Raw genomic sequence first — 13213 nt, forward strand, 5'->3', positions numbered from 1 at the left:
ACGCGGAAACTCATCCGCAACTGTCCGAGTCAGGACACATTCAATATGTAAAGTTTCTGCGACCTACACAATTGAAGATGGTATTTGACGAGTTTTGCGGATGAAAGATGGTTTTGCTACTTTTGCCGAAACAAAAGTAGATACGAGCTCCAATCATCGAATTTAAAATGAAATGACCCCGTCATGCTGAACATTTAATAAGAAAATTAGACCTTAACTTTTTATAATTTAAGGACACTTCGCCGACTGGAAAGTCTTAGTATTTTTACCACGTTGGCACTGATATTCCTTTTGCGTATTTACACGCTGCCAGTCACCATCCACCAATCTAAAACTATAAATAGTACGAATTGATTTCACCGAATCATCCATCAAACCCGTTTCCGTCACTTTCACCTGCCCCGCATTTGGCGACTCAATACGGTTAAAGTACTGACGAATTTCCACAGTCGACAGCTCTTTACGCAAATCAGGACGTTCTTTTAATACCTGATCGAGTGGCGTAGCAGAAGAACCGACTTTAGACACAATTTTCTGCGTTGTCGCACAACCCGCCAACATCCCCACACACAATGCAGACACAGCAATTAAACGATACATAGAAGCAACTCAAATTTATTATTCAGACCTATCATGCCGAACATTTGTCCAAAACACTATTTAAGCAATGTAAAAGAAGTAGTCCAGTCCACAAAATCAATGTGCTGTTTCTCATCCATAGGCGGCTAAAAAGCATGCTATAGCCATAAAAAACGCATCCGAAGATGCGTTTTCAATCGTCTTTAAAAAATTAAAGATCGAACAATTTACCTGGGTTCATAATCGCATTTGGATCGAATACTTTTTTCAATGCTTTCATATATTCGATTTCTTCTGCTGAACGTGTGTAATCGAGGTAAGGCTTTTTAGTCATACCCACGCCATGTTCTGCAGAAATTGAACCGTCATATTTTTTCACAGTTTCAAATACGTATTTGTTCACCACTTGGCATTTTGCAAAGAACTCATCTTTACTTAAATCCGCAGGTTTCAAAATATTTAGGTGCAAGTTACCGTCACCAATATGACCGAACCAGCAAATTTCAAAGTCTGGGTAGTTCGTTTCCACAATTGCATCAATTTCTTTAATAAATGCAGGCACATGTGTAATCAAAACTGAGATGTCATTTTTGTATGGTGTGAACGGTGCGATTGACTCTGAAATGTCTTCACGTAAACGCCATAAGCTGTGTACTTGGTCTAAGCTTTGGCTCATCACGCCATCCAGTACCCAACCTTGTTCCATGCAATGTTCAAAGATTTCCATTGCCGCATCCATGATCGGTTCAAATGGTGCTTCAAACTCAAGTAAAACATAGAACGGACATGGTGTTTCAAATGGACGTTGTACATGACCATTGTCCAATACTTTTTGCATTGCAAGCTCACCAAAGAACTCAAATGCAGTCAGGTCGATTTTCTTTTGGAAGGCATGTAGAACAGGCATAATCGCATCAAAATCAGGCACACCGAGAACCAACACTTGTAAGTCATGGGGTTGACGTTCAAGTTTGATTTCAGCTTCAGTCACTAAACCTAGCGTACCTTCACCACCAATAAATAAGTGTTGAAGTGCATAACCAGTCGCGTTTTTGATCATGCCTTTGTTCAAGCGCAGGATGTCACCTTTACCAGTAACCACAGTCATGCCCAACACCCAGTTACGAGTCATGCCGTATTTAATCACTTTAATACCGCCGGCATTGGTACCAATGTTGCCGCCAATTTGAGATGAACCTGAAGATGCAAAATCAACTGGGTAGTACATGCCTTGTTCTTCAGCATAGTTCTGAAGTTGTTCAGTCACTACACCTGCTTGTACGCGAACCATACGGTCAGCTGGAAAGAATTCCAAGATTTGGTTCATCTTTTCCATGCTCACCACGATTTCACCGTTAGCAGCCACAGCACCCGCAGACAAACCTGTACGACCGCCACTTGGTGTGATCGCGACATTAAATTGGTTCGCAAGTTTTACAATTTGTTGAACTTGTTCTGTGCTTGAAGGGAAAACGACGACCGACGGGTTTGGATCGAAGTGCTTAGTATGGTCACGACCCCAATTTTGGAGACTATCCGCATCGGTTTTAATTCGGCTTTCGCCAACAATAGCGGTCAATTGGGTCAATAACTCTGGGGTTAAAGCGACTGGAGCATTCATCGTTTTCAGACCTTGCAAGAAGTAAACAAGTTTTTTAAAGGTCCAGACTTCATTCAGTCAAAACTGCGGTAACGCATATTTCAAGGGAAAAAGCCTGAAACAGAGCGCATCAAAATGTCAGGGAATTGGTCATGATGATTTTGAGCGGCACCATTATAAGCTATAACTGGGCTTTTTTTGACAAAACCCAAAGAAAAACGTGATTTCAAAATGTCACGAGGAATATGACCAAGTTAATTAGACCAAATCTAAAAAATATTGACTCATCATTCGCCAAAATAGCCATGACGTCAGTCATAAAGGAAATGTATATCAGGCGACTTCCTATGCTATTATATGCGCACTAAATTTGGCCTTTGTAGCGGAGCCGTAATGAGCCAACATCTTTCTTTACCTAAAGATAAAATTCGTTTCTTGTTGTTAGAAGGCGTTCACCAAAACGCAATCGACACTCTAAATGCTGCTGGATACACCAACATTGACTACCGTAAAACTGCGCTTGAGGGTGAAGCGTTGAAAGAAGCGGTTAAAGATGCTCACTTCATTGGTATTCGTTCACGTACTCAATTAACTGAAGAAGTTTTTGAAGCGGCGAACAAACTGATTGCTGTGGGTTGTTTCTGTATCGGTACAAACCAAGTGAACTTAAATGCTGCAATGATTCGCGGTATTCCAGTATTTAACGCACCATACTCAAATACGCGTTCAGTTGCTGAACTAGTACTTGCTGAAGCGATTCTATTACTTCGTGGTGTTCCTGCAAAATCTGCTTCAACTCACCGTGGTGGTTGGAACAAGTCTGCAGTTGGTTCATTTGAAACTCGTGGTAAAACTTTAGGTATTGTTGGTTACGGTTCGATTGGCTCGCAACTTTCTGTACTTGCTGAAAGTTTAGGTATGCACGTAATTTATTACGATGCTGTAACTAAACTTCCAATGGGTAATGCACGTCAAGTCGGTTCTATGGGTGAACTTCTTGCCAATGCAGACGTGGTTTCTTTACACGTTCCTGACGTTCCATCTACACGTAACTTCTTCGGTAAAGAGCAATTTGCTCAAATGAAAGAAGGCGCAATCTTCCTCAATGCTGCACGTGGTACATGTGTCATCATTGAAGATCTTGCTGATGCAATCAAATCTGGTCATATTGCTGGTGCGGCTGTAGACGTATTCCCTAAAGAACCTAAAGCAAACGGTGAAGAATTCGTTTCTCCACTTCGTGGCTTAGACAACGTGATTTTGACTCCTCACGTGGGTGGTTCAACAATGGAAGCGCAAGCGAACATCGGTCTTGAGGTTGCTGAAAAATTCGTTGCTTACTCTGATAAAGGTATGACTTTATCTGCAGTGAACTTCCCAGAAATCGCGTTACCGTTGACTGAAGGCAAACACCGTTTACTTCATATCCACAAAAACGTGCCAGGCGTGCTTTCAAAAATCAACAACTTGTTTGCTGAACACGGTATCAACATTTCTGGTCAGTCTTTAATGACTAAAGGTGATGTGGGTTATCTTGTGATGGACGTTGATGCAACTGCATCTAAAGAAGCATTGGATACACTTCACGAAGTTGAAGGTACCATCCGCGTTCGCGTATTGTTCTAATTTAATTAGACACTGAAGCCACAGCCTTCGGGCTGTGGTTTTTTTATTGTAGTAGACTTTTAAAATCTGGCTTTTGCCAATCTCCCGCTATTCGAGTCATCGAAACAAATTTAGTCTATGCCAAATTTTAAAATTACCCCTGCTCTACAAGCACCACTGATCTTGCTTATTGCAATGATCAGTATGCAAAGCAGTGGTTCGTTCGCTAAGTACCTGTTTGGTCAGTTTCCCGTCCTGACCGTATCCGCGATGCGTTTACTGCTCGGTGCATTAATCTTGGCGATCATCTTTAAAATTTGGCAAATCAATTTTAAACAAGTCAAATGGTCTGCAATTATCAGCTATGGCTGTGCGCTTGCAGGCATGAATATGCTGTTTTACTTGTCCATTGATCGCCTACCTCTCGGCATTGCCGTGTCTTTTGAATTTATTGGTCCGCTCAGTGTCGCACTATTTGCTGCACGCCGAAAATTTGACTTTATTTGGGTCGGCCTTGCAATTCTAGGCCTAATTTTGCTGTTTCCATTTGATCAAGCAGCACAACGTCTTGACCCAATTGGGATCTTGCTTGCCCTCGGTGCAGGTGCGTGTTGGGCACTCTATATCGTGGCAGGTCAAAAACCATCAGGGGTCTCAGGCAATCATACCGTTTGCTTAGGCATGTTCGTCGGCATGTGTGTTCTGATGCCCATCGCACTCTTTGCAGGTATGCCGGCACAGGCGTTTGAACCAAGTAGTCTGCTGTATTTTATTGCACTTGCGACCTTAGCTAGTGCTTTACCTTTTACTCTAGAAATGATTGCGCTACGTAACATGACTGCGCTGAGTTTCGGTACACTTATGAGTTTGGAACCCGCTGTTGCCGCTCTCTCGGGTTTTATCTTTTTGCATGAACAATTGTTATGGACACAATGGTTGGCATTGGCAGTGATAATCAGTGCTTCGATTGGCTGTACTTATACCACGCAAAAGGCCAAATCAATTTAAATTCAAACCGCCTTAATCTTTTGAAAATATCTCCATTTTTTATTTTGAATTTAAAAATGGTGGCGATTTAAAGACGATTTTTTATATTCAATTTTTTTAAATTCAAAACCTGCAAATTGCATTTCTGCCTCTGAAAAGTCATCAATAATTCAATATTAACCGCTATACTGAGCAGAATTAAAAATTGGGGTACTTTGTTCCCCCCACCACAGCGTGCCGCATGCCAAACTCACAATTATTAGCAGTCGTTTTCATGGTACTTTCCATGATCTCCTATCAAATCAGTGCATCATTCGCCAAGCAATTATTTTTGGTGCTTGATCCACTCAGTGTGACCATTTTACGACTCTGTTTTGCTTCAATTATTATCTGTTTAATGTTTCGTTCATGGCACATTTTAAAACGGCTGTCTTTTTTAAAATGGCGGGATCTGCTCTGCTATAGCGCGGCACTCTGTTTGATGAATGTGTTGTTCTATATGTCACTGGGTAAATTGCCACAAGGCATTGCCGTGGGTTTAGAGTTTATTGGCCCTTTGGGTCTGGCATTGTTATCCATTAAAAACAGCAGTGATTATATTTGGGTCTTTTTAGCAATCTTAGGCATTACCTTGATGGTGCCTTGGGGACAAGCTCATGATGGTAATTTCTCAATACTTGGGGCAGCCTGTGCCTTAGCAGCGGGACTCTGTTGGGCATTCTATATTTTCTTTGGACAAAAAGTGGTACATCAAAATATTGGTATGCATGCGCTAACGATTGCCATCACACTGTCCGCACTGACCTTGCTCCCAATTGGACTATATAACAATGCACCCGCCCTACTCGATACCCAATATTGGCCGAAAGCCTTATTGATTGCGATTTTAGCCACGGCCATACCTTATGCACTGGATTTAAAAGCGTTGAAAATCCTCAGTAAACTTAGTTATGGGACTTTATCGAGTTTGTCGCCTGCATTAGCTGCCATTACAGGTATGGTTCTGCTTGGCGAAAATATTGGGACGTGGCAATGGGTGGCCTTAGTCTGCATTATGTTGGCGTCCGTCGGGGTGACTTTACGTTCCTCTCGCAATACTCCGAGCAGCGTATCAGACTAATTTTTTATATTTATAGTTGAAACAAAAAGACGGCCTCTGCCGTCTTTTTTAATTTGGAATTTGTCCTCAAAACTCACTAATATTTATCCCGTCAAACTGTCTTTATCCGCCTTCTTGTATTTTTTATATTCTGCCAAATATTGTTTGGCTAAACTTTCCTTTTGTTTTTCATCTAAGATTTTACCCGCTTGCTGAAAAAAGCCATGTTCTTCTTCCTGCAAATGATGATGTACCGTTTCAGATAACTTTTTCGCAATTGCCAACCAACCTGGATTACTAAATTCAGTTTCCGTCAGTTGCTCTAATAATTCATCCATCTCATGATGTTCCGCCAATGCATGACGGGTGATGTTTAAGCCTGAATCAGTCATCATTAACGGGATGTAAAAATAACGATCTTCGCCAACAGCATGAGCAAATAACTCATTTTTGAGCAGCTCAAATAAATCTCGACGCTCAGGTGTATCCCCTGATGTTTGAATGAGTTTTTCAGCAAGTTCACGTTGCTTTTCATGACTTTGGCGTAAAGCTTCAAATATATTCATTGTAGTGATGACCTCTGATGCTTAGCTAATTGTGTATTATGAAATTTAATTATTATCCACAACTCAAACGAGTCGCTTATTTTCATACTAATCATTTCAGCGACAGAATTCAGCAACGCTCTGTTAAGATTTGTTTTATGCTTGTCCCGTAAAGGTTTGATAACCCAACCGTACAATCAAAATACTCACCAAAATCAAAAATAGAATTCGAATAAAGCCACTACCGTATTTAATTGCCGCACGTACACCAACGATCGAGCCTAAAATATTTGCTACAGCCATCATTAAGCCTATCGCAAATAACACATGGCCAGTGGGCGCAAAGAAACTCAGTGCAGCTAGATTTGTGGTTAAGTTGGCGACTTTTGACAAAGCAGAGGCATGTAAAAAGTCTGCTTGTAGATAACGAATAAAGAAGAAAATAAAGAAACTGCCAGTGCCAGGTCCAAAGATGCCGTCATAAAAGCCAATCACCAGACTACCAATAGCGGCAAAACCGAGGATTTTAGGAGTCAGTTCTTGGCGTACATGCACCTGACCAAATTGTTTTTTGGCAAAGGTATAAATCGCAATCACGATCAACATGACCAAAACGAAAGGACGTAAGACTTCTTTTGGAATCATTGATACACAGGCTGCTCCCACAAAGGAGGCAACAAATGCACAGCTCGCAATGACCGCAAGTAATTTCCAACGGAGTTTGACTTGGCGTAAAAAAGAATAGGAAGCTGACGCTGTACCAAAAATCGAAGACAACTTATTGGTGCCAAACACCGTCGCCGGAGATAAGTGCGGCATGGCATTCATTATGGCTGGAATTTGAATTAATCCTCCGCCCCCCACTGCTGCATCAATTGCACCGGCAAAAAATGCAAAAAATAAGAGGCTTAAAATAATTTCAAAGTCCATAAGAAGTCTTCAATGCTGTATCAGCTACTCTAGATTTAACACACGCTTAGGCACCAAACGTTTACGGTCTGTAATTTCAGCCAGCCCTAAACAACGCTCACCATCAAATACCAAAACCTGCGCTTCCGCAGCATGCTCAATATTACTTTCCATTCCACGACTAAAATATTCAGCTCGACCTTCCGGCGCTTGCACTTTGCAGAAATGATCGACAGGCGAATACACCGGCAGCAATAATGCTTCACGCTCAGCTTCAGACAGACTCTCTAAATATTCAATGGTAAAGCTGGGGTTAAGATCAAAATGACCCGTTTGAATACGGTGTAGATAGGTTAAATGTCCAAAAGTACCCAATGCTTTGGCAATATCTTCGCCTAAAACACGAATATATGTGCCTTTGGAACAGGTGATGTCGAGTGTAATACTATTCTCATTAAATGATAATAACTCGATGGCATAAATCGAAATTGGACGTGCTTCACGCTCTATTTCTATGCCTTTACGCGCCAACTCGTACAGCGGGCGACCTTCTTTTTTCAGCGCAGAATACATCGGTGGAATTTGTTGAATATCCCCTACAAATTGCGCCAAGACATTTTGAATATTTTCTTCAGTCAATGTTGGAACAGCTTGCTCTAATAGTATTTCACCTTCCACATCACCCGTCGTGGTACTGTGTCCTAAAAAGACGGTGGTTTTATAACGTTTAGTCGAATCCAATAAAAAATGCGAAAACTTTGTTGCTTCACCTAAGCAAATTGGTAATAAACCTGAGGCTAATGGATCTAGCGCACCTGTATGTCCTGCTTTTTGTGCTCGATACAACCAACGCACTTTTTGTAATGCAGCATTCGAGCTAATACCCAAAGGCTTATTTAATAAAAATACACCATGTACAGGACGACGCTGAATCTTAGGAGAAGCTTTTTTCATGACTAAAATAGGGCAAAAAGAGAACTGCGCCATGGTATCAATCCATGCTAAGCGTTTACAACTTTTCTATGTTTTTATCTGCGTTTTATGTCATATTGAGTTCGCATTTAGAACTCTAAAACAATTAAAAACGGAATAAAGGTGCATTGGGATATGCAAAAAAATAAACTTTGGCTCATCATAGCCTTGGTCGTTATCGCAGTTGCTGCATTCATATATTGGCTTGCGCCAAAAGCATCACAAAATGATCCTTCAGATCAATCGATTCAACAACAAAATACGCCTTTAGCTCAGGGCGAAACCGCTACGGCTCAAGCAACAAGCGGTTCTTCGCTGCTCAGTCCAAGTCAACAAGACACGGAAGTTAACTGTCAAATCAGTATGGATGGTTCAAACCGTTTGATCGTGAATGAACAAACACGGAATTGCTTTGAATATTTCATTACTCAGTATGGTGAAAAGTCGATAGATCAAATTAAAAAGGATTTTAAAGCCTACATTGCACAAGGTCATAAAGAACCTGCGCTGTCCCAAATTTATGATTTGTGGGATCGTTATATGAAATATCGTGAACAGTTAGGTCATTTACAGCCACCAAGCGACGACAAAGAATCACCACAATACTATCGCTCGATCTACAGCAGCACCCAGAATTTAAGAAAACAGTTCTTTTCTGATTATGAAATTGAAGGTTTATTTGGCAAGGAAAATACTTATCACGAATACACGCTGAAACGGATGGAAGTAGTAAATGACAAAAAACTGTCTGAATCAGAAAAAGCCAAAAAACTAAAAGCCCTGTTTGATGAACTCCCAGAAGATTGGAAAGAAAATCTGGAACAAATCAATAAACTTGAAGATTTACGCAAGCTCACAGCAGACATTAAAGCCCGTGGTGGTTCAAGCGAAGAAATTCATCAAATGCGGTTAAATTTAGTGGGTCCAGAAGCTACTCAGCGCCTTGAAAATCTAGACAGCCAGCGCAGCTCTTGGAAATCTAGCGTAAATCAATACCTCACAGAGCGTGACAGCATTGTGAAAAGCAATATGAGTGACAGTGCGAAACAACAAGCGGTGCAGCAACTCCGTAATCAACATTTTAAATCGAAGGAAGATCAGCTCCGCGTCAGTACCTTTGAATCTGTGCATGATCAAGGTGGAAAATTACCTTTCGCAGAATAACTGCAAACAACAATTTAAAAACAACCTCAATTTCAGGATGAAATGATGAAAAAACCACAAGCTCTTTTATGCGCAATCATCGCTACATCAGCAGTGATCGCCAGCACACAATCCCAAGCGGCGGCAGGACTCCAACATGTCACCGCCAACAGCTCGGCAAACTATGCCAAGACCAAATATCCGATTGTGTTTACCCATGGTATGTTCGGGTTTACTCGCATTGGTTTTGACAGCTTTGGCATGGATTATTTTTATCAAATTTTGCCAGATTTAGCTCGTAATGGGGCCAATACCTTTGCTGCCCAAGTTTCTCCGCTAGAGTCGACAGAAGTCCGTGGTGAGCAATTGCTCTCTCAAGTCGAAGAAGTTCTTGCTCTGACCGGCCAACCCAAAGTGAACCTCATTGGTCATTCACATGGTGGACCGACAACTCGCTACATTGCAGCGATCAAACCTGAATATGTGGCTTCGGTGACTGGGGTTGCAGGCACTTATCGTGGCTCTCTAGTCGCAGATAAAATCCAAGCGAATAAAACTATTAATTCAGTCTTTGGGGTCCTTGGCGATCAACTCTTAGCACCGATTATTACTTGGGCTGAAGGCAACTCGAGTCTACCCAACAGTGTTGATGCATCACTTGCCGCGATCAGTGAAAAAGGTTCTGCTGAATTTAATGCGAAATTTCCAACTGCAGCACTGGCTGCGAACTGCAATCACTCGGGTGCCAAAGTCGACAAAGGCGTGTATTACTACTCATGGACAGGTACAGCGCAAACCACGAATGTATTAGATGTACTAGATACAGTGATTAGTCAGCTTGCCCCTTTGGCCTATGGAAATCGTGACAATGACGGTTTGGTTGGACGCTGTAGCACCCACATCGGACAAGTGATCCGCGACGACTACAATCACAACCACTTAGATGAAGTGAATATGATCTTTGGCCTACGCAGCCTATTTTCACCTGACCCAGTTGCGCTCTACCGCCAACATGCCAATCGTTTAAAATTACAGGGACTTTAACTCAAAAGTTAGTTCCCTTTCAGCACTGAACAGGACGTCTTTGGACGTCCTTTTTTGTTTACAATTTTTTTTATTTGTACGCATTAAACAATTTAATTCAATAAGTTCTTAAATGATAACAACTAAAATAAACGATAAAAATAAAAAACGAATGTATATAAATATACTTGTCACCTCAACGCCGTCCATGTCCTAAAATGACATGGAATTTCAAACCGAGGATGAAAAAATGACAAGGCATCTTTGTCTATTCAAACTCTCTAAAATCAAAGATATGGCTTGGCCAATCACAAAGATGTTGCTTAAAAACAGAGAGTATTTTCATTATTAAAAAGTAATAAAAACAACATCAGATCAAGGAACATTTATGCGATCTTTAGTAAACACGGCCAAGATGGCCTCTGTAGCTGCAGGCTTAGCGATGAGTATATCGGCAAGCACTCAAGCTGCGCCTAGCGTCCTCCAGGTGAAGGAAACGGCAAAATCTGACTACGCAAAAACCAAATATCCAATTTTAATGGTGCATGGTTGGCTCGGTTGGTCACGTATCGGCACTGACACCATCGGACTAGATTATTGGTACCAAATCTTGCCAGATATGGCACGAAATGGCTCAACCGTATTCGCAGCGCAATTATCTCCTGCAAATACCACAGCACATCGTGGTGAGCAGTTAATTGCACAAGTTGAAGATGTTTTGGCTATTACAGGGAAGTCAAAACTTAACTTAATCGGTCACTCTCATGGTGGTCCAACTGTATTGTATGTTGCTCAAACAAAACCACAGTACATTGCGTCTATTACAGGTGTTGCAGGAACCTATCACGGCTCTAAAGTAGCGGATGATATTCAAGGCAACTCACTTTCTCGCACTGCCTTTAATATTTTAGGTGACTATATTGTCGGCCCGCTGATTGCTTTAGGTCAGGCAAAACCTGAGCTTGAAATCGATTTCGATGCTTCTATGAAATCATTATCACAAACAGGTTCTGCTGCATTTAACAGTACGGTTGCAAAATCTGCTGTAGCTGACAGTGTTTTGGCATCTTCAGAAAATTGCAGCAAAAACTTAAAGCAAGTCGACAGCAAAGGCATTCAGTACTATTCATGGACCGGTGTTGCGCAAACCACGAATCTACTTGATATCGACACGATCCTGATGCAACTCGGGCCATTGTCTTATGGCAATAAAGACAATGATGGTATGGTTGCACGTTGTAGTGCTTATATCGGTAAAGTCATTAATGACAGTTACAAACTTAACCATACCGATTTAGCCAATATGATGTTCGGCTTAACAGGTCTATTTGCACAAGATCCTGTGGCGCTGTACCGTCAACATGCAAACCGTTTAAAACTGCAAGGACTTTAATTTTTATCGTTGAAATTTAAATGCAATAAGGGGGCTTCGGCCCTCTTATTTGCTTTTATCAATCTGAAAATTCGTGATCTTTTATTTTGTTACATTTAGCGTCACAGTTAATCTTTTTCAATTTGCAACAGGTGATCTTTATTGCTTTATTAGAAGTGACAATAAATATTGTCATAAAACAATAATACATTGAGGATCGCTCATGAAATACGGATCATTTTTAGCAGGTTTAATTGCAGCTACGTTCATCAGTAATGTATCTGCATCGCAAGCAACCCAAGTCACTGCCAAAGCTAGTTCCAGCTATGCAAAGACCAAATATCCAATCGTATTCAACCATGGTATGGGTGGTTTTATTACCGTTGGTACGGACTCATTTGGACTCGACTATTGGTATCAAATCCTTCCTGATCTTGCCCGAAATGGTGCAAATGTTTGGGCAACTCGCGTATCGCCTTTTAACTCTACCGAAGTGCGTGGCGAACAGCTTCTACAACAAGTTCTTGAAATCCAAGCACTCACAGGTGCGGATAAAGTGAATTTAATTGGACATAGTCATGGTGGACCAACGATTCGTTATGTTGCCGGTGTTCGCCCAGATGTCGTGGCTTCATTAACCAGTGTTGCAGGACCTCATCAAGGCTCCCCTGTTGCAGACTTAATTTTAAAAGCTGAAGGCACCGCTGTCGAAGCACCCTTGGTTGGAGCTGTGAATTTTGTCTCTAAAGCCATCGTTTGGGCGCAAGGTCTAGATCCAAAGACTTACCCTCATGATGCATTGGCAGGTGGTTCAAGTTTAACGCTAGCGGGTTCTGCAAAGTACAATGCCGCATTCCCTCTGGGCTTGCCTAAATCCAATTGTGCTGATGGCAATAGCGTTGAGAAAGGCATTTATAACTATTCATTTACAGGTGTGGGCCAAATCACCAATATTTTAGATTTAGACTCAGCACTAAAAGTGACCGCATTACTGATCGATGGCGGAAAAGACAATGATGGCCTCGTATCACGCTGTAGTGCCAAATTTGGTAAAACCATTCGTGATAACTACAACTGGAACCATTTAGATGAAGTTAACCAAGTGCTTGGTCTCAAAGCGCTATTTGCACCAGATCCTGTCGACGTCTATCGTCAACATGCAAATCGTTTAAAACTTCAAGGTTTATAATTTAGTAAAGCTATACATTAAACCCTGTAAATTCAGGGTTTAATGATATTTTCATTAATCAATGTACAAAATATCTTTCATTCTATCGATTAGTTCTCACATTTTACTTTCCTTTTTTTATAATCCTTAATGACAATAAAAATTGTCAAATAGACGCGTTTGTCTATTTCCAAACTGAACTGAATCACAG

12 protein-coding genes are annotated in these 13213 nt (G+C 41.2%); 7 read left to right on the forward strand and 5 right to left on the reverse strand.

Annotated elements, in window-relative coordinates:
- Nucleotides 1–228: 228 nt before the first annotated feature.
- Nucleotides 229–600, reverse strand: a complete 372-nt coding sequence (locus FTU22_RS03615) for a hypothetical protein (protein WP_180093047.1) — start codon at nt 598–600, stop codon at nt 229–231.
- A gap of 190 nt (nt 601–790) precedes the next feature.
- Complete coding sequence (locus tag FTU22_RS03620; RefSeq protein WP_180093049.1) at nt 791–2200, reverse strand: FAD-binding oxidoreductase; 1410 nt, start codon at nt 2198–2200, stop codon at nt 791–793.
- Nucleotides 2201–2572: 372 nt separating this feature from the next.
- Between FTU22_RS03620 and serA the strand changes: the two genes are divergently transcribed.
- From serA to FTU22_RS03635, 3 genes are all read left to right on the forward strand, one after another.
- Nucleotides 2573–3805 (forward strand): phosphoglycerate dehydrogenase, encoded by a 1233-nt coding sequence (gene serA / locus FTU22_RS03625; RefSeq protein WP_180021554.1) that lies wholly within the window; start codon nt 2573–2575, stop codon nt 3803–3805.
- 117 nt (nt 3806–3922) lie between these two features.
- The gene (locus FTU22_RS03630; protein WP_180093051.1) at nt 3923–4792 is read left to right on the forward strand and encodes a DMT family transporter; all 870 of its coding nucleotides are present in this window, start codon (nt 3923–3925) and stop codon (nt 4790–4792) included.
- 220 nt (nt 4793–5012) lie between these two features.
- Nucleotides 5013–5891 (forward strand): DMT family transporter, encoded by an 879-nt coding sequence (locus FTU22_RS03635; RefSeq protein WP_180093053.1) that lies wholly within the window; start codon nt 5013–5015, stop codon nt 5889–5891.
- Nucleotides 5892–5974: 83 nt separating this feature from the next.
- On the opposite strand, the gene FTU22_RS03640 is transcribed toward FTU22_RS03635, so the two are convergent.
- The 3 genes from FTU22_RS03640 to truB all read right to left on the reverse strand — a co-directional run bounded on the left by FTU22_RS03640 (nt 5975) and on the right by truB (nt 8278).
- Nucleotides 5975–6436, reverse strand: coding sequence for a hemerythrin domain-containing protein (locus FTU22_RS03640; protein ID WP_078192502.1), 462 nt, complete (start codon nt 6434–6436; stop codon nt 5975–5977).
- 135 nt (nt 6437–6571) lie between these two features.
- Nucleotides 6572–7345 carry a TSUP family transporter gene (locus tag FTU22_RS03645; protein WP_180059151.1) on the reverse strand — a complete coding sequence of 258 codons (774 nt, stop codon included), beginning with the start codon at nt 7343–7345 and terminating at the stop codon, nt 6572–6574.
- Nucleotides 7346–7369: 24 nt separating this feature from the next.
- The gene (gene truB / locus FTU22_RS03650; protein ID WP_180093202.1) at nt 7370–8278 is read right to left on the reverse strand and encodes a tRNA pseudouridine(55) synthase TruB; all 909 of its coding nucleotides are present in this window, start codon (nt 8276–8278) and stop codon (nt 7370–7372) included.
- A 153-nt stretch (nt 8279–8431) separates the two neighbouring features.
- Between truB and FTU22_RS03655 the strand changes: the two genes are divergently transcribed.
- From FTU22_RS03655 to FTU22_RS03670, 4 genes are all read left to right on the forward strand, one after another.
- Nucleotides 8432–9460 carry a lipase secretion chaperone gene (locus FTU22_RS03655; protein ID WP_180004766.1) on the forward strand — a complete coding sequence of 343 codons (1029 nt, stop codon included), beginning with the start codon at nt 8432–8434 and terminating at the stop codon, nt 9458–9460.
- A gap of 42 nt (nt 9461–9502) precedes the next feature.
- Nucleotides 9503–10483 (forward strand): triacylglycerol lipase, encoded by a 981-nt coding sequence (locus FTU22_RS03660; protein WP_180093055.1) that lies wholly within the window; start codon nt 9503–9505, stop codon nt 10481–10483.
- A gap of 367 nt (nt 10484–10850) precedes the next feature.
- The gene (locus FTU22_RS03665) at nt 10851–11855 is read left to right on the forward strand and encodes a triacylglycerol lipase (protein ID WP_180093057.1); all 1005 of its coding nucleotides are present in this window, start codon (nt 10851–10853) and stop codon (nt 11853–11855) included.
- Between the two features lie 202 nt (nt 11856–12057).
- Complete coding sequence (locus FTU22_RS03670; protein WP_078192507.1) at nt 12058–13023, forward strand: triacylglycerol lipase; 966 nt, start codon at nt 12058–12060, stop codon at nt 13021–13023.
- Nucleotides 13024–13213 lie beyond the last annotated feature (190 nt).

The organism is Acinetobacter sp. YH12076, assembly GCF_013419525.1.
GTDB lineage: Bacteria > Pseudomonadota > Gammaproteobacteria > Pseudomonadales > Moraxellaceae > Acinetobacter > Acinetobacter amyesii.